Below are 17,766 nucleotides of genomic sequence, written 5' to 3'. Positions count from 1 at the left end.
CTGCGGATGTCGGTGGCGGAGGTCGTGTACCTCGTTGCCGGAGTCGTGGGTTGGGCCGCGGAGGTGGTCGCCGGACGAGAGGGTCCGGCCGAAGCCCGGCCGGCGGATGTCGGTGCAGGGGCCGATGATGTCGGTGCAGCGAACCGTCGACTCGGCGAGGCGGTGTCCGTCGCGAGCCGCGCACGACACGGAATAGCTGCAAGCGATATATCGTTGATAGTCTATTGCGCGGACGGATGAGCCGGTGGTCGCCGGATCCACGCGCAACAGGCATCCGCAGATCGAGGAGTCACGCATGAGCGGAATGGGACCGGGACGCGGCCCGGGCGGAGGCGGTCCACGCGGCGGCCACGCCGGCGGACACGGTGGTGACGGTCACGGCCGCGGTGCCGCACGCGGCGACATCGCCGCGCAGAAGGCCAGGAACGCCCAGGCGCCGAAGATCCCGCACCTGATGCGCAGGGTCGCGCAGCTGTTCGCGCCGTACAAGGTCGCGCTGTCGGTGACGGTCGCGCTCGTCCTCGTGTCGGCGGCGCTCTCCGTCGTGCCGCCGCTGCTCACCCAGCAGGTGTTCGACGACGGGCTGTTCCCCAAGGCGGGGCATCCGGACATGGCCGTGACCGCCACTCTGGTCGTCGCCATCATCATCGTCTACCTGGCGTCGAGCGGGCTCGGTGTCTGGCAGACCTACCTGACGGCCACCGTCGGCAACAAGGTGATGGGCGGACTCCGGGTGAAGCTCTTCCGCCACCTGCAGTCCATGGAACTCAACTTCTTCACGCGAACGAAGACCGGCGTCATCCAGTCCCGGCTGCAGAACGACGTCGGCGGCGTCGCCGGAGTGCTGTCGAACACCGTCTCCAGTGTTCTCGGCAACATCGTCACGGTGATCGCGGCCTTCGTGGCGATGCTGCTGCTCAACTGGCAGCTCACGCTCATCGCCGTCGTGCTCATGCCGTTCCTCGTGATCGCCCAGCGACGCGTGGGGCAGGTGCGCGCACGTATCGCGACGGCGACCCAGGAGTCGCTCTCCGACATGACGGCGATCACGCAGGAGACGCTGAGCGTGTCGGGCATCCTGCTCTCCAAGAGCTTCAACCGTCAGCGCTTCGAGACCGCCCGTTACTCGGACGAGAACGAGACCCAGGTCGCGCTCCAGGTGAAGGAGACCATGAGCGGCCAGTGGTTCTTCGCGATGGTGCACATCTTCCTGTCGTCGATCCCCGCGGTCGTCTACCTCGTCTCCGCGTGGCTGCTCGGCCGAGGCGCGGCCGACATCACGGCAGGCACGATCGTCGCGTTCACGACAGTGCAGGCGCGCCTGCTGTTCCCGCTGATGGGCATCATGCAGACCGCGCTCAACCTGCAGACGTCAGGTGCGCTGTTCGCCCGCATCTTCGAGTACCTCGACCTGAAGCCCGCGATCGCCGATCGCACCGACGCCGTGGCCGTCGCGAAGGGCGACGAGGTCGGCAGGATCGAGTTCCGCGACGTGACGTTCCGGTATCCGGACGCCCGCGAAGGCGAACGCCCGACGCTCGACGACGTGTCGTTCACCATCGAGCCCGGCCAGTTCGCGGCCTTCGTCGGGCCGAGCGGCGCCGGCAAGACGACGGTCTCGTACCTTCTGCCGAGACTGTATGAGGCGACGGGCGGATCGGTGCGTTTCGCGGGCGCGGACGTGCGCGAGCTGCAGCACGAATCGCTCATCGACCACATCGGCATCGTGAGTCAGGAGACGTACCTGTTCCACGCGTCCATCGCCGAGAACCTGCGATACGCGGCACCGGATGCCACGCAGCAGCAACTCGAGGCGGCCGCCCGCGCCGCGAACATCCACGACACGATCGTCGGGTTCCCCGACGGTTACGACACGATCGTCGGCGAACGCGGATACCGTCTCTCCGGCGGCGAGAAGCAGCGGATCGCCATCGCGCGAGTGCTGCTGAAGGATCCGGAGGTGCTCATCCTCGACGAGGCGACGAGCGCCCTGGACACCATCTCCGAGCGTGTCGTGCAGCAGGCGCTGGACTCGGCGTCCACCGGACGCACGACGCTTGCCATCGCCCATCGGCTCTCCACGATCGTCGGTGCGGACGTCATCTTCGTCATCGACCACGGACGTGTCGTCGAGCAGGGCACCCACGGCGAGCTCCTGGCCCTCGGCGGCCAGTACGCCCGCCTCTACGACGAGCAGGCGCAGGTGGCGGTCGCCGCGTAGGGGACATCCGCCCCGGGGTGCTTCATCTGCCCCGGGTGCTTCATCTGCCGCAGGGTTCATCCGCCCCGGGGTGCTTCATCCTGCAGAGGCGGTCCTTCCCGACGCCTTATGGAGCCTTTTCTGCAGGATGAACTGTGCGGGATCACTACGCTCCAGGCCATTGCAGGAAAGCGCTCAGCCTCTGCAGAACCACGACCGTTCAGTTCTGAACGGGGAACGTTCTGTGCCGATCGTGCGCGGCGTCGGTGGGTCGGCCTAGGGTCAGCGCATGATCGGAACCTGGGATGTGCTCGTGATCGATTGTCCCGACGCCCTGTCGCTCGCGCGATTCTACGAGGAACTGCTGCCGATGCAGATCGTCGAGGAGAGCGAGGGGTGGGTGATGCTGGCGTCCGGACCGGATGCGCGTCCGCTCCTCGCGTTCCAGCAGGTGGAGGGAGACTACGGGCCGCCGCAATGGCCGGGACAGGATGTGCCGCAGCAGATGCACATCGACGTGCGCGTCGACGACATGGATGTCGCCGAGCAGCAGGTCCTCGCGCTCGGCGCCACGAGGACCGGGTCGGATCACGAGACGTTCCGGGTGTATCTGGATCCCTCGGGCCATCCGTTCTGCCTGATCAAGCCGAACGACTGAGGCCGTATCAGGCACGCCGAGCGACAGCGACGGAGGTCGCGCGGAGCTTCCGTTGGACGAGCGGAGCGAGTCGACGTGCCGGCCGTATCCGTCTCCGGCTCAGATCTCCGTCTCGATGCCGATCCGCACCGTGTCGCCGAGGTCGACACCCTCGCGGTTGCGGATCGCCTTCTTGATGGCGAGCGCGTATGTGCCATTCGATTCCGGGAAAATCGACGTCGACCACCTGGATGAGCCGAGCGTTGCCGTCACCTTGATGGAGTTGAATCCGCCGCGGGGGAGTGGTGCGTCGTCCAGCTCCTCGGCGATCTCGACCGGCACGTGCGCGAACACCCAGAGCTCGCGCCGCGCCTCCCACGGCACGAGCACGGATTCGAACTCGTACCGTATGCCCGCCACGTGACAACGGTAGCGGCGACCGGCGACGCTGCGACACCGCTTCCGGTGGTTGGGCTTGGGGCCAGGCCGCCGGTTTCGGCGCGTCGCGAAGCGACGTGACGGCCGTGCGCACTGGGGAGCGAAGCCAGCCCCAGGTCCCGCTTCCGCTGGTTGAGTTTGTCGAAGCCAGCCCAGGTAGCGGGTAGGGCGGCGGACCGCCCTACCCGACGTAGTACCTGTCGGCGACGGTGAGCGCCGCGTCGTAGGCGTCGAGGCCGCGGCGCAGATCCGCCTCGTCGATGATGAGCGGCGGGGCGATGTGCATCCGGTTGAAGTGCGTGAACGGCCAGACGCCGGCCGCCTTGCATGCCGCGGCGACCTCATTCATGGGGGCGGCATCCGCTCCGGATGCGTTGAACGGCACAAGGGGTTCGCGCGTCTCGCGGTCGCGCACCAGCTCGAGCGCCCAGAACAGACCGCGACCGCGCACCTCGCCCAGCGACGGATGCGTGTCGAGCCACGCGGTGATCGTCGGCTCGACGACGCGCGATCCGAGGTCGCGTACCCGCTCCAGGATGCGGTCCCTCTCGAACACCTCGAACGTCGCGATCCCCGCAGCGCACGCCAGCGGATGCCCGGAGTACGTCAGCCCGCCGTTGAACGGGACGTCGTCGAAGAAGTGCGCGATGGCATCCGAGATGATGACGCCGCCGAGCGGCACGTAGCCGGAGTTGATGCCCTTCGCGAAGGTGATGAGGTCGGGCGTGACGCCGTACGCGTCGACCGCGAACCATTCGCCGATGCGTCCGAAGCCCACCATCACCTCGTCGGCGATGTAGACGATGCCGTGCTCGTCGCACAGCTTGCGCACGCCATGCAGATACCCGGGCGGCGGAACGAGCACGCCGTTGGTGCCCACGATCGTCTCGATGATGACGGCGGCGATCGTCTCCGGCCCTTCGAGCGCGATGACGCTCTGCAGGTGCTCGAGCGCACGCACGCCTTCTTCTTCGACGGATGTCGCGTGGAACGCCGACCGGTACGGATACGGCCCGAAGAAGTGGGCGACGGATCCTTCCGTCGGCTCGTTCGCCCAGCGACGCGGTTCGCCGGTGAGCGCGATCGCGGTGGACGTGTTGCCGTGGTACGAGCGGTACATCGACAGCACCTTGCGGCGCCCCGTGATGCGGCGGGCGATGCGCACGGCGTTCTCGACGGCATCCGCTCCGCCGTTGGTGAAGAAGACGCTGTTCAGGTCGCCTGGTGCGACCTCGGCGACGCGTCGGGCGAGTTCGCCGCGCACGTCGTTCGCCATGGCCGGCTGGATCGTCGCGAGCCGGCCCGCCTGCTCCTGGATGGCGCGCACGAGATCCGGATGCTGATGCCCCAGATTCAGGTTCACCAGCTGCGAGCTGAAGTCGAGGTATGCGCTGCCCTCGTAGTCCCAGAATGTGGCGCCTTCTCCCGCGGCGACCGGCGTGGGGTGGATCTGCGCCTGCGCGCTCCACGAGTGGAACACGTGACGGCGATCGTCGGCGCGCACCCGCTCCTCGTCGGCGGTGTCGCCGAACGGATGGAACGCGCCCGTGCGGTCGCTGTATCCGGTGCGTTCCGGCTGTCCGTAGCGGTCGCTGGATCCGGTGCTGTTCGGGTGAGTGGTGTCGGTCATGTGTGCCCCCTGCCTAGGTTCACTGTGCACCCTGGCGGCCGGCGTTTGCACCCGAACGTTCCTGTCTACCAGGTCGATCGGAGCATCCGGGTACACCCGTGCGGCGGTGGCCTCCCGACCCGCGGGGGTGCCTTATGCCTCCGTCGGTGCCGCACGCCTCCGCCTCGGGACGACACTGATAGCCAGGCCGACGATGGTGAGAACGGTTCCGAGTACCGTGACCAGCTGCAGCGTCGTGCCGGGAGCAGGGAAGAACGCCTCGATCACAAGGGCGGCAACGAGCTGCCCGGTCACGGCCGCGAGGCCCTGCAGCAGCACGCCGACGAGAGGAACGGTGACGGCGGCGATCGTGATGAAGATCACGCCGAACACCCCGCCGAGGTAGAGCAGCGGATTGCCGGGCAACGAGTGCGGAAGCCCTGCGATCGACACGTGCACGATCGCGATGATCCCGAGCAGGAGCGTCCCGCCGATGAAGTTCACGAGCGTGGCGGCGACGGGGGAGCCGACAGTGGTGCGCACCTGCCCGTTGACCGCCTGCTGCCATCCGGTGAGGCATCCGGCGATGAGCGGCAGAAGGAGCACGAGGAACGGGGCGTTCGCGTTGATCTGCGGGGAGACCGACAGCGCGACGGATCCGATCACGATGACCGTGCCGACCACGCGAGTGAGCGTGACGGGCTTCGGCGGAACCCGTCCCATGCCGCGTGCGTCGATGACGAGGCTCCCGATGGTCTGACCGGCGACGACGGCGACGGTGAAGAGCGCGACGCCGATGATCGCCACGGCGAGTCCCTGCGACAGCACCAGAAGTGCGCCGGCCAGGCCGCCGAGCAGCATCCACCAGGGGAGCTGTCCGCTGTGCACTGCCGACGGGATCATGCGGATGCCACGCCTCGCCTTCGGTGACACGGCCGTCGTGACGGCGATGACGACGAGCCCGACGAAGAACGAGATGAGGGCTGCGGTGTACCCGTCGCCGAGTTCGAGCGCCAGCTCGCCGTTCACTCTCGCCTGGATCGTGATCAGCCCTCCGCCGAGCGCGGCGACCACGACAGCGGTGACAACGGTGACGAGACGCGGGGACCGCGTCGGAGCAGGATTCGCGAACTCCCCTTCGACCTCCCGCGCGTCGGCCTCGAGCCGCTGCTCGGCGCTGCGGCCGAGCGTCTCTTCGGGCTTCGCCCGTTCGGTCCGGTTCGTCTCATCCGCGTGCACGAACGGATTCAACCCGATCGGCGGGGTGGACATTCCGGCATCGTCGTCCTAGATTCTGAACGTGTTCAAAAATGAGGATGAGGAGCCCGCGACGGCCATCGAAGCGACGACCTACGCGACGACCAAGGCGACGACGCAAACGTCGGCGAAGGCGACGTCGAAGGCGGAGCGCACGCGCGCATCCATCCGCGACGTGGCGCTGCGGTCGTTCCGTGAAATCGGATTCGACGCGACGACCATGCGGTCCATCGCCGAGGAGGCGGGCGTCTCGCTCGGGAACGCGTACTACTACTTCCCGACGAAGAACCATCTGGTGCAGGAGCTGTATCTCGAGGTGCAGGAGGCGCACCGGGATGCAGCGGAGCCGCTGCTGGCATCCGCCGACGATCTCGTCGAGAGGGTGGGCATCGTGTTCCGCACAGGACTGGCGCAACTCGCGCCGTTCCACGCGTTCGCGCCCGGATTCCTGGCGGCCATGGTGTCGCCCGACTCGCCACTGAACCCGCTGTCGCCGGAGTCCGGACCGGCCAGGGACATCACGGTCGGCATCTTCCGCGACGCGTTGGCCGGCGCGAAGAAGTCGCTGCCCGCCGAATTCCTGCCTCGGATGCCCACCGCCCTCTGGCTCGCCTACCTGCTGCTCGCGCTCTACTGGACGTACGACCGCTCGGAGGGGCAACGCCGCACGCAGCGACTCCTCGACCAAGGACTCGGCCTGCTGCGGCTGGCGCTTCCCCTGACGCGGATGCCGGTGCTCCGGTCCCCGCTCCGCTCGCTCCTCGACCTGGTCGCGGAGGCGGGAGCATGAGCGAGAGGGATGCGGAGCCGAGCGATGGGGACGCGGAGCCGAGCGATGAGGATGCCCGTGTGAGCGAGAGTGCAGCGGGTGTGGGCGAGAGTGCTGCAGGTCAGAGCGATCGGGGCGCGGGCCTGAACGATGCGGAAGCAGCGCACGGTGGGATGTCCGGCGACGCCGGCTCGAGGATCGACGCGGAACGGCAGGATGGCGTGCCGCCCAGATACGGAACCGCCGGCCACGGATCACCCCGCACGCCGGAGTCGCCACGCACGTTCACGTTGCAGGAGTTCATCGGCGGCGCGGCGCGAGCATGGTTGTGGTTCCAACTGTTCGGTGCCACGACGTCGCTTCTCATCGGTCTGGTTGTCTGTGCGATCGACCCCACGGAGTTCGCATTGCTTCCGATGTTCCTATTCGTCGGCGCCCTCTCAGGCATACCGACCTCCGTCGGAGCAGCGATCGTCTTCTCACCGTTCGCCTATGGTCTCGGACGGAGGCTGCAGCACATCGGTCGCGACCGGGTGCACGTGGTCGCCTTCACGGTCTTCGGCTTAGGTGCGGGCGTTCTCACCGCCCTACTATTCGGGCTCGGCTGGGGTTTGGTTACTGGCGTGGCGCCGTGGTACTTCGGACTGTCGGTGTTCACGTGTGCCTACGCGCCGGCGAGCGCCGTCGCCGTCCCGCTCGGCTGGTGGGGAGCATCCCGCCGAGCGCTGCGGGAGGACGAGGAGCGGTCTGCGTGGGCGGCCGTCTCCTTCGTGAGCACCACGCCCGATGGCGTCAAGCCGGAAGACGACGACGGTTCGGAATAGGGTGTCGGCCTGCGCTCGCGGCGAGGACTCCACACCGACTCGCCCCTCTAGCGCCGACTCGCCCCTTTGCGCCCAGAAGCAAGGGGGCGAGCGGGCGCCGAGGGGGCAAGTCGCGGCTGTTGCCGAGGACCTGGCCTCAGCTGATCACACCCAGCTCGATCGCCTTCCGCACCGCGGACGTGCGGTCGGCGACGCCGAGCTTCTCGTACGCCCGGCTCAGGTACGTCTTCACCGTGGTCTCGCTGACGAAGAGTTCGGCGCCGATGGCGGCGTTGGTGCGTCCCTGAGCCGCAAGCCGCAGCACGTTCACCTCCTGCGGTGACAATGCGGGTGCTGCAGTGGCGCGGTTCTGCATGCTGCCGATCAGGGCGGTCTGCGCCGAGGGCGTCAGCACGGTCTCGCCGCGAGAGGCGGCGCGCACGGCCCGGGCGAGGGCATCCGGTTCGATGTCCTTGAGCAGGTATCCGGATGCTCCGGCCTCGATCGCGCGCAGGATGTCGCGATCCGTCTCGTACGTCGTGAGCACGACGACCCGCGCCGTGCCGGCAGCGGTGATGGCGCGGGAGGCGTCGACGCCGTCGCCGCCCGGCATCCGCAGGTCCATGAGCACGAGATCCGGACGCAGCCGTGCGGCCAGCTCGACCGCCTCCGGCCCCGCGGATGCCTGCCCCACGATCTCCACGTCGTCGAACGCCGACAGCATGGCGCGGATTCCCTCTCGCACGATCGGATGATCGTCCACGAGCACGATGCGTATCACGGCAGCTCCTTCGTGTCGGAGGACCGGCCGCGCTCGGTCTCGTCGCTCTGCGCTGTGTCGCTCTGCGCTGTGTCGCTTGACGTCGTGTCGCTTGACGTCGTGTCGCTCAGGTGCGCGGCGTCCACGAGCGGGGCGGGTCCGGTCTCGCGGTCGGCGGCATCCGCGCTCAGGGGCTCGACCGGCAGAGGAACCGTGACACGGATGCCCGTGCCCGCCCCGGCATCCGACCTCACCTCGAGCGAGCCGCCGGCTTCGTTCACACGCTCGTGCATTCCGCGAAGACCGTAGCCGCCGTCACGTCCGGAGAGAACGGACTCTCGTCGCGACGACCCTGTTCGCGACGACCCTGTTCGCGACGGCTCTGTTCGCGACAGTTCCGCTCGCGACGGCGTCGCATTCACGCGCTCCGAGCCCACGGATTCCGGATCGAATCCGACCCCGTCGTCCAGCACGGACAGCGAGAGGGAGTCCGCTGAGTAGCTGAGCACCACGTCGACGTTGCCGGCGGAGGCGTGCTTGCGCACGTTCGCCAGGCACTCCTGCGCGACTCGGAGGATCACCACCTCGATGGCGGGCGGCTCGGGATGTTCGGTTCCGTTCAGGACGAACTCGGCGGCAACCCCCGTTTCCGCCTGGAACCGGTCGACCAGACGGCGGAGCGCCTCGGCGAGAGACGCATCCTCCAGGCGCGACGGCGTCAGTGCCGCGATGATGCGACGGGACTCGTCGAGGTTCTCCCGCGCGGTCTCGGTGATGAGGGCGACGTGGCGGCGCACGGCATCCGGATCCGTGTCGAGCTCGTGCTCCACAGCGTGGCCGAGCGTGATGATCGACGTGAACCCCTGGGCGAGGGTGTCGTGCATCTCGCGGGCGATTCTGGCGCGCTCGGCTCCGGCTCCGCGCTCAGCAGAGAGCGCCGCCACCTGGGCCTCGCGCTCGTGGAGCTCGTCGATCAGCCGCCGACGTTCCTCGTTCTGAGCGGTGACTGCGAGCATCCGTCCCGAGAAGAAGATGGAGAACGCGATGATGAACACCGTGGTGCCGATCAGCTGCACGGCGTCGGGCAGCGGAACGGTGTTGATCGTGAGGCGGAAGACCAGCGGGATGGCGTTGATCAGCACCACCGCGATCGCCGCGGCTGCCGGCGTGAGCAGCAGGAAGATCTCGGGGCAGAGCGCGAACAGCGCCAGCGACGCCCAGGGGTTGAGGATGACGGCGGCTGTGAACGCGACGAGCGCGATGGCGCCGAACGTCCAGGCTCGCCACGAATCCTGACGGATGCCCGCCACGCTCGGCCGCGCCAGGAACCAGTAGAGGACCTGCAGCGCGATGACGAGCGCCGCGGAGATCGCAGCGCTCGTCATCGTGATCGGATTCGCCAGCACCACCACGGCCGTGCCGACCGTGGCGAGGGCGGCGAAGATCAGCCAGTCACGGAAGTCCGCGTCTGAGGGGCGGCCCGCCACCGAGGGTTGAGCCGTCCCCGAGGGTTGAGCCGGCCGAAACCCGTCAACCGACGTGGTCTCGACAGGCTTGGCTTCGACAGGCTCAGCCGGCGGTACCGCGGCTGGATCCGAGGTGTCCATCGTTCAGACTGTAGTGTCCGCGGGTGCCGCGGCAGATGACTCTTCGGGAGCCTCGCCGGACGCATCGCTGGAGGTCTCGTCGAACTTCGCCGAGACCTGACCCTTCGGGTACAGCACGCCGAGCACCGCGACAACGAGCATCGCGACTGCCATGCCGGCGAACGCCCAGGCGACGGAGTCCGCGTATCCCTGGTGCACGGCGCGGAGGAACTGCTCGCGGACCGAGTCGCTCAGGTGAGACAGACTGCTCTCCGTGCCGGCCGAGGCGGCACCGCCGATGCGGGCGACGGCATCCGCGGCATCCTGCGCGCTCGCGCCGAGTTTCGTGAACGAGGCCGTCACCTTGTCGCTCACCGCGCCGGTGACGATCGTGCCGAGCACGGCGATGCCGAGCGCTCCGCCGAAGTTGCGCATCGTCTGCGACACGGCGGTCACCTCGCCGTAGGAGGCGCCGATGGCGCGATTGACGGCATCCGTGCTGGCGGCGCTGAACATGAAGCCGATGCCTGCGCCGGCCAGCATGATCGGCCAGGTCTGCGCGTTGAAGAAGGAGTCGGCGTCAGCCGGGATGTTCGTCACCGCGTACGCGAGCCAGGCGAAGCCGGCAGCACCGGCGAGTCCGCCGAGGATCAGCACGCCCTTGGCGCCGCTGCGGTCGAAGCGTACGGATCCGAGACGGGAGGCGACGACGAACCCGATGAAGAACTTGAGGAACAGCAGGCCTGTCGACAGCGCAGAGAGCTCGAGTGACACCTGGCCGTAGACGCTCAGGAAGAAGAAGGTCGAGATGAAGGCGATCGAGGCGAACATCGTCGCGAGCGTGGCGAGCGTGAACCCGCGGTCGCGGAACACGCGGAGCTTCACGAGCGGCTGAGCGCTGCGCGACTCGATCAGCACGAAGACTCCGACGAGCAGGATGCCCGCCACGAGTGCGCCGATCACCGCCGGGCTGTCCCAGCCCCACGAGCCGGCCTGCTGGAGGCCGAACACGATGAGTCCGAGCCCGGCCGCTGCCACGAGAGCCCCCAGCACGTCGATTCGTTCACGACGCCGAGCGGACGGTGCGGCGGCCAGCGCGACGATGACGAACGCGACGATCGCGAGCGGAACGTTCACGAAGAAGATCGCCCGCCAGGTCCACTCGCTGAGGAATCCGCCTGCGATCGGCCCGAGGGCGGTCATGGCGCCGGTGATCGCGAAGAAGATCGCCATCGCACGACCGCGTGACTCGCGCGGAAAGTCCTGCACGACGAGTCCGATCGCGGCCGGGAACATGAACGCTCCCGCGATGCCCTGCAGCGCCCTGGCCGTGATCAGCCACGGTGCCGCGAGGTCGCCCTCCGGTGCGAGCCCGCACAGCACGGAGGTCACGCCGAAGCCCGCGATGCCGATCAGCGCCATGCGCTTGTGGCCGATCACGTCGGCGAGACGCCCGCCGAGCAGGAAGAACGCGGCCGTCGCGACGAGGTACGCGTTGACCGCCCACTGCATCGCATCGTGCGTGAGGTTCAGGTCGCGTTCGATCGTCGGCGCCGACAGCGCGACGATCGTCTGGTCGATGGTGGTCATCGACACGGCGATGATCAGGCCGACGAGCGCCGTGACGTTGCCCTTCGTGCCAGTGCCGGCACCGGCCGTGCCCACTGTCGACCCGGCTGCCATACCGCTGCCCGCTGCGTGTGACATGAGGTTCCTTCCCGAGGATTCGGCGCCCGATCGGATGCCACTTCCCAGGTTCGTCATCCGCTCGCCGTCGCGGCACCGACGACCGGGCGGGGTCCGTGTCGTCCGATCGGAGGACACGGGCCTCCCGCTACCCTGATCCCATGACGGCGACTGTCGCCGCACCATCCTTCCTTCACCGCGACCGCGCGCTGCCCGGGTTCGCGTGGCTGCCCGTGTTCACCGCGATGGGCACGCTGCTGCTCCTGCTCGGTGCCACGTCGAATGTGTACGGCTATCACCGCGACGAGCTGTACTTCCGCATGCTGCCGCCGGCGTGGGGGTACGTCGACCAGCCGCCGCTGACTCCGTTGATCGCGCACGCCACCCTGGTGTTCGGCGACCAGCCGTGGTCGCTGCACGTGCCGTCGATCCTGTTCGCCGTGGCATCCGTCGCGATCGTGGCGCTCATCGCGCGCGAGGTGGGCGGCGGCATGCTGGCGCAGGGGCTCGCCGCGTGGGGGTACGCGTTCGGCGCGGTGACACTGATCATGGGTCACTCGTTGTTCACGGCATCCCTCGATCTCATCGTCTGGCCGCTGGTGATGCTGTTGGTCATCCGGGTCTTCACGCGCGATCAGCCCTGGTGGTGGATCGTCGCGGGGCTCGTCGTCGGCCTCAGCATGTACAACAAGCTGCTGGTCGCCATGCTCCTCGTGGGCATTGCGATCGGGATGCTCGTGCTCGGGCCACGCAAGGCGCTGGCGACCTGGTGGCCGTACGCCGGCATCGGAGTCGCACTCGTCGTCGGCGCGCCCAACCTCGTCTACCAGGTGCTGAACGGATGGCCGCAGCTCCAGATGGGTGCGGCGCTCGCGGCGGAGAAGAGCGGCGACGTGCGTCCGCTGCTCGTGCCGTTCATCCTCATCGAGCTGGGACCGTTCCTGGTGCCGATCTGGATCGCCGGAATCGTCGCGTTGCTCCGACGCACGGCGTGGCGTCCGCTGAGATGGATCCCGATCGCTCTGCTCGTCGTGATGGCGCTGGTCTTCCTCGCCGGATCGCAGGTCTACTACGGATACGGACTCCTGGCGACGGTCTTCGCGATCGGATGCGTCCCCGCCGCCGACTGGGCACGCGGACACGGCGGCCGCCTCGCGCTGGTGATCGCGGCCATCGTCGTCAGCTCGCTGGGGAGCATCCTGCTGTCGCTTCCGATCCTTCCCGTGCAGACCGAGGCGAAGACGCCGATCGGCGCGATCGACCAGGCGATCCGGGACCAGGTCGGATGGCCGCAGTACGTCGACGAAGTGGATCACGTCGTGCACCGGCTCGCGTCAGAGGACGACACCGCCATCGTCACGACGAACTACGGCGAGGCGGGAGCCCTCGAGCGGTATCTCCCGGCCGGATCGCCCGGCGTCTACAGCGGACACAACGCCCTCGCGACGCTCCCGCCCCCACCCGATTCGACGAAACAGGTGGTGTTCGTCGGGGCGGAGTATCCGCGCGCCGAGCAGTACTTCGAGCACTGCAAAGTCTCCGGTCACCTCGACGATCTCGTCGGCATGGACAACGAGGAACAGGGCCAGCCGATCGCCGTCTGCACGGACCCGACCGTGAGCATGGTCGACCTCATGTCGAAGCTCGCCCACCTCGGCTGAGCGGTCGTCGAACTGCCATGCGCGGCGGTGGCCGGGTCGGGGCGTGTGCTCCAGCGGCACTCCGAGCATCACCCCGGCGCGTTGCACGCGCCCAACGGCGTGTCGCCCCGGAATGCCGCTGGAGCGCACTTCAACCGTGAGCGCCCACAGCAGTGAGGCATCACAGCAGGGAGGCACCACAACGGTGACCGCACCCCAGCAGTGACCGGACTGCACGGTGACCGCACCCCAGCAGTGACCGCACTGCAGCGGTGAACGGTTCGGCCCATCGCGGTGGGCGCCCGTGCGCGGCTCAGGGCTGCAGGAGATCCTCGATTGCGGATGCCGTGGGCAGCGATCCCCGCGCCCCCGCCCCCAGCGTCGCGATGGCCCCGCCGGCCACGGCGCGTCGCACCGCTTCGGCGAGGTCCCGGCCTTCGGCGAGGGATGCCGCCAGCACGCCGATGAACGCATCCCCGGCACCCGTCGTGTCCACCGGATCCACCGCGGGTGCCGGCACCACGAGGTCGTCGCGCTCGCGGAACAGCACGGCTCCGGCCTCGCCGCGCGTCACGACGACGGCGCAGTGCGCAGGCACGGACATCGCCCCGGCGCGCCCAAGGGCCGTGGCCTCCTGCTCATTCGGAACGAGCACATCCAGCGCGGCCAGAAGCTCCCGAGGCAACGGGTTGTGCGGCACCGGTGTCGGATTCAGCACGACCGTCCAGCCGCGCGCACGCGCCGAGACCGCGGCGTGCGTCACCGTCTCCAGGGGTATCTCGAGGCAGAGCACGACGACCGGTGCGGCAGGGCTGCCGCGATGCGAGACGTCCGGATCGGGCTGCGCGTCCGGGTCGCGCTCGACGCGCTCGTCGTCCGGCGGGTCCGTTTCCTGGTGAAGCGCGGTGTCCAGCTCGGCGAACGCCGCGTCCACCGCGGCAGGGGAGAGCCGGGCGTTCGCGCCGGCCACCACCGTGATGGCGTTCTCACCGTCGGAGGCGACCTGGATCAGGGCGACGCCGGTCGGAGCATCCGCCGTCGTGATGTGCGACACGTCGACGCCGCAGTCGCGCAGGGCGGCGACCGCGTCGCGTCCGTTGGCGTCGTCGCCGACACATCCGATCATCGCCACGCGAGTACCGGCTGCGGCACCCGCTGCTGCTGCGGCGGATGCCTGATTCGCACCTTTGCCACCCTGTCCGACGTCGAATCCCGTGCCGGCGATCGTCTCGCCGGGCTCCACGATGCGCTCGGCGGTCACCACCAGGTCGGTGTTGATCGATCCCACGACGATGACGCCGGGTACGCCAGAGGGACTCGCATTCGTTCGGATGCCGGATCTTTCGTCTGCCATTCGTCGACCCTATGGCCGGGACCGTGCTGGCGCCGACACCAGAACACCCGCAGCAGACTCGGCGCTTCACCACAGGCGGCCTCCACCCGCGCTCCAGCACCCGCACAGCAACGCCCGCCACAGTAGTCGGGTGGAGCTCCCCGTCGACATCGTGCTCGCTCTCGCAGCGGTCGCAGCGATCGCCGTCGGATGGCGCCGAGGCGCCCTGGTGACGGCGCTGTCCATGGTGGGGCTGGTCGCCGGGCTCTGGATCGGCTTGCTGCTGGCGGCCCCGATCGTCGGCTGGGTGATGCCGCAGGGGCACGGCAGCACCATCGCGCGCACGATCCTCGCGGCGGCCGTCGTGCTGGTCTGCGGATCCGTGCTGTACGGCGTCGCATCCACCGTCGGCGTGATGCTCCGCGGGCGGATCGGCCACCGCGGTCCCCTCAACAACGTCGACTCGACCGGCGGGGCCGTGATCGGTGTCGTCGCGTGGGCCGCGGTCGTCTGGCTGCTTGCCGGGTTCGCACAGTCGTCGTCGATCTACCCGGCGTCGCAACTGGCATCCGCATCGCGCATCGTCACGATGCTGGACGACATCGCGCCGGTACCCCCATCGACGGCGCTGGGCGCCCTGGATGACGCGCTCGCCGGCGCCGGGCTTCCCGAGGTGTTCTCGGGCGGGGAGACGATCCCGAGCATCGCGGCCCCCGACCCGAGCATCCCGGCAGCCGTGCAGGCGGAGTCCGCGAGCGTGGTGAAGGTGGATGCCGTGCAGGCCAGCTGTTCCATGGAGTCCACGGGAAGCGGGTGGGTCGAAGCTCAGGGCGTGGTCGTGACGAATGCGCACGTCGTGGCGGGGGCATCCTCCGTCGGCGTGATCGGGCAGGATGGCCGTGGCTACTCCGCCACGGTGGTGGCGTTCGACCCGCAGCGCGACGTCGCGGTGCTCAGCGTGCCGGACCTCACGGCCCCTGCGCTTTCCACCGGTGGCACGCTGACGGCTGGTGACGGTGCAGTGGTGGCCGGGTATCCGGGCGGCGGACCGTACACCCTGGGATCGGCCCGCATCCGCGGCGAGCTCAACGCCGCCGGAACGGACATCTACCAGCACGACGCCGTCCTGCGCGACATCTACTCGCTGCGCGCGACGGTGCGTCCGGGCAACTCGGGTGGTCCGCTCTTCGACGATCAGGGTGAGGTCGTCGGCATGGTGTTCGCGCGTTCGACGACGGATGCCGACACCGGCTACGCCCTCACCCTCGACGAGCTCGAGCCGGTGGTGGCCGGCGCCGGCAGCACGCCGGTCGCGACCGGCGTCTGCGCGACGGAGTGATGCGTCCTACGCTGCGACGGCCACCGCATCCTCGTCGTCGGCTCCCGGCACGTGCACGACCTCGCGCGAGCGGAAGTGCCCGGCGAACTGCGCCACGATTCCCAGGACCGACCAACCGGCCAGCACGAGCAGCGGGAACGCCGATGAGGCATCCGGGAAGTACGAGAGGTTGCGCAGCAGCGTGTTCGCCGCGCCGGGAACGAACCACTGGCCGACCTCGCCCCACGATCCGGGGAGGAACTGCGACGGCTGCGCTGCGCCCGCCAGCGGGTTCCCGATCAGGATCGTGACCACGGCGCCGACCGCGATGCCGGCCGGACCGATCAGCGATGACATCCCGATGATGAAGGATGCGGTCGCGAACACCGACAGCGCCATGGCGCCCACGTTGAGCAGGTACGACCCCTGCAGCACGCCGAACCAGGGCTGCATGATGCTCACCACGACGAAGCCGGCCGCCACCGCGTACAGCACGGATGCCGTCAGCCGACGCCACACGCCGGAGACGAGGAGCGAGATGATCACGCCGCCGATCATCCCGCCGAGCGCGAGCGGAAAGGCTGCGGCGGTGATGCCGGATCCGCGGGAGTCGGTGCTCGCGAGCGGCACGACATCCGTGAGCTTCACGGTCACCTTCGGTGCAGAGCCGATCACCTGCAGCACCTGCTGAGCGGACGCGCCCTTCGCGGCAGCCGCAGCCGCCCCCTGCTGAACGGCCTGCTGGACGGCGGCGCTCGCCTGTGCCTGAAGGATGCCCTGCACCTGCGTCATCACCTGACTGGCGACGGGACCCTCCGCGGATGCCGTGAGCACTTCGGGCGAGCTCCCCACGACGATCCCGCCGAAGTAGGTGCGGTCCTTCAGTCCAGACACGATGTCGCCACGGCTGTCGACCGTCGTGACGTCGAAGAGATCGGGCTGGGCCTTGTGCAGTGCGGTTTCCACGGCGGTCACCTGAGCGCTCGGACCGGTGACGGCCAGCGGCAGGTCTTTGGGCGAGGACGTGACGGTGGGCCAGAGGAAGGCCAGCACGACGACGCCGATGGCGATCGCTGCGCCGACTCCGATGAGCAGGGTGCGCGACCACGTGGTGTGGGCGATGCGTTCGGTCATGACGGACTCCAATCAGGAGTGAAGGGATGCAGTTGTCAGGAGTGAGGGGATGCAGTTGTCAGGAGTGAAGCGATGCAGTTGCAGGGGCGGAGGGCAGGGCGGGCCGCGCAGGGCGATGGGCCTTGTCGGGCCGCGCGGGGCGGAGCAGCCGGGCGGGCGCCGGGCGCCTCGGTCGGCTCCGCACCCCGTGGCGCCGCGGTGCGTGCCACGCGCGAGTGGTCCCGTGCCGCGCCGAGTAGTCCCCTGCCGAATGCGGATGGGCCTTGACTCGGATTGGTGGATCATCTAGAAAAACGAATGTTCGTTCTTTATTGTGAGTGTGATGCAGTCACATGTCAACCGGCGTGACCGATTCCGCGCCTGCCCGGATACCCGCCATCCGGACCGGCGAGACCTGCTCGGCACTCCAACCTCGAAATCCCTGGCGCCTTGTGTCGCATCGCCGCGCGGAAGCGACACCATGAGCCAGCAGTTCCGCAGGGCGTACCGGGGGAGGCGCAACGCGGCCCAACTTCCTGGCGTCTGTTGTCGCTACAGAGGGCGAAAGTGACAACACGGGTCAGGAGATCCGACATCGGAGCGGATCGCGACCGGCA

General features: G+C 68.7%; 14 protein-coding genes. 6 read left to right on the top strand and 8 right to left on the bottom strand.

Annotated features, from left to right (window positions below):
- The first annotated feature begins 304 nt into the window (after window positions 1–304).
- Together ACX9R5_RS00485 and ACX9R5_RS00480 are read left to right on the top strand one after the other, a co-directional pair.
- Window positions 305–2,221: an ABC transporter ATP-binding protein gene (locus tag ACX9R5_RS00485; RefSeq protein WP_459409004.1), complete on the top strand. Its 1,917-nt coding sequence runs from the start codon at window positions 305–307 to the stop codon at window positions 2,219–2,221.
- A gap of 268 nt (window positions 2,222–2,489) precedes the next feature.
- Entirely contained in the window at window positions 2,490–2,858 is a 369-nt protein-coding gene (locus ACX9R5_RS00480; protein ID WP_459407046.1) for a VOC family protein, read from the top strand.
- A 99-nt stretch (window positions 2,859–2,957) separates the two neighbouring features.
- Here ACX9R5_RS00480 and ACX9R5_RS00475 read toward each other — a convergent pair whose 3' ends face one another.
- From ACX9R5_RS00475 to ACX9R5_RS00465, 3 genes are all read right to left on the bottom strand, one after another.
- Complete coding sequence (locus tag ACX9R5_RS00475; RefSeq protein ID WP_459407045.1) at window positions 2,958–3,257, bottom strand: DUF1905 domain-containing protein; 300 nt, start codon at window positions 3,255–3,257, stop codon at window positions 2,958–2,960.
- Between the two features lie 199 nt (window positions 3,258–3,456).
- Complete coding sequence (locus ACX9R5_RS00470) at window positions 3,457–4,905, bottom strand: aminotransferase class III-fold pyridoxal phosphate-dependent enzyme (RefSeq protein WP_459407044.1); 1,449 nt, start codon at window positions 4,903–4,905, stop codon at window positions 3,457–3,459.
- 132 nt (window positions 4,906–5,037) lie between these two features.
- Window positions 5,038–6,156 (bottom strand): DMT family transporter, encoded by a 1,119-nt coding sequence (locus ACX9R5_RS00465; protein ID WP_459407043.1) that lies wholly within the window; start codon window positions 6,154–6,156, stop codon window positions 5,038–5,040.
- Between the two features lie 28 nt (window positions 6,157–6,184).
- Here ACX9R5_RS00465 and ACX9R5_RS00460 point away from each other — a divergent pair, with 28 nt between their 5' ends.
- On the top strand, window positions 6,185–6,931 hold the full coding sequence (locus ACX9R5_RS00460) for a TetR family transcriptional regulator (protein ID WP_459407042.1): 747 nt from the start codon (window positions 6,185–6,187) through the stop codon (window positions 6,929–6,931).
- Window positions 6,928–7,734: a hypothetical protein gene (locus tag ACX9R5_RS00455; RefSeq protein WP_459407041.1), complete on the top strand. Its 807-nt coding sequence runs from the start codon at window positions 6,928–6,930 to the stop codon at window positions 7,732–7,734. Before ACX9R5_RS00460 ends, ACX9R5_RS00455 begins: the two co-directional genes overlap by 4 nt.
- A 136-nt stretch (window positions 7,735–7,870) precedes the next feature.
- Here ACX9R5_RS00455 and ACX9R5_RS00450 read toward each other — a convergent pair whose 3' ends face one another.
- The 3 genes from ACX9R5_RS00450 to ACX9R5_RS00440 all read right to left on the bottom strand — a co-directional run bounded on the left by ACX9R5_RS00450 (window position 7,871) and on the right by ACX9R5_RS00440 (window position 11,766).
- A complete protein-coding gene (locus tag ACX9R5_RS00450) occupies window positions 7,871–8,494 on the bottom strand; it encodes a response regulator (RefSeq protein ID WP_459407040.1) in 624 nt (207 codons plus the stop codon).
- The gene (locus ACX9R5_RS00445) at window positions 8,491–9,960 is read right to left on the bottom strand and encodes a sensor histidine kinase (RefSeq protein WP_459407039.1); all 1,470 of its coding nucleotides are present in this window, start codon (window positions 9,958–9,960) and stop codon (window positions 8,491–8,493) included. Before ACX9R5_RS00445 ends, ACX9R5_RS00450 begins: the two co-directional genes overlap by 4 nt.
- Before the next feature lie 123 nt (window positions 9,961–10,083).
- Window positions 10,084–11,766 (bottom strand): MFS transporter, encoded by a 1,683-nt coding sequence (locus ACX9R5_RS00440; RefSeq protein WP_459407038.1) that lies wholly within the window; start codon window positions 11,764–11,766, stop codon window positions 10,084–10,086.
- Between the two features lie 140 nt (window positions 11,767–11,906).
- Between ACX9R5_RS00440 and ACX9R5_RS00435 the strand changes: the two genes are divergently transcribed.
- On the top strand, window positions 11,907–13,406 hold the full coding sequence (locus tag ACX9R5_RS00435; protein WP_459407037.1) for an ArnT family glycosyltransferase: 1,500 nt from the start codon (window positions 11,907–11,909) through the stop codon (window positions 13,404–13,406).
- Window positions 13,407–13,698: 292 nt separating this feature from the next.
- Here ACX9R5_RS00435 and ACX9R5_RS00430 read toward each other — a convergent pair whose 3' ends face one another.
- On the bottom strand, window positions 13,699–14,739 hold the full coding sequence (locus ACX9R5_RS00430; protein ID WP_459407036.1) for a ribokinase: 1,041 nt from the start codon (window positions 14,737–14,739) through the stop codon (window positions 13,699–13,701).
- 130 nt (window positions 14,740–14,869) lie between these two features.
- Here ACX9R5_RS00430 and ACX9R5_RS00425 point away from each other — a divergent pair, with 130 nt between their 5' ends.
- Complete coding sequence (locus tag ACX9R5_RS00425) at window positions 14,870–16,057, top strand: MarP family serine protease (RefSeq protein WP_459407035.1); 1,188 nt, start codon at window positions 14,870–14,872, stop codon at window positions 16,055–16,057.
- A gap of 6 nt (window positions 16,058–16,063) precedes the next feature.
- Here ACX9R5_RS00425 and ACX9R5_RS00420 read toward each other — a convergent pair whose 3' ends face one another.
- Complete coding sequence (locus tag ACX9R5_RS00420) at window positions 16,064–17,170, bottom strand: hypothetical protein (protein ID WP_459407034.1); 1,107 nt, start codon at window positions 17,168–17,170, stop codon at window positions 16,064–16,066.
- Window positions 17,171–17,766: the final 596 nt, after the last annotated feature.

This window comes from Rathayibacter sp. CAU 1779 (assembly GCF_054551755.1).
Note: the sequence above shows the minus strand (reverse complement) of the source record. Positions and strands in the feature narration are given on the sequence as shown.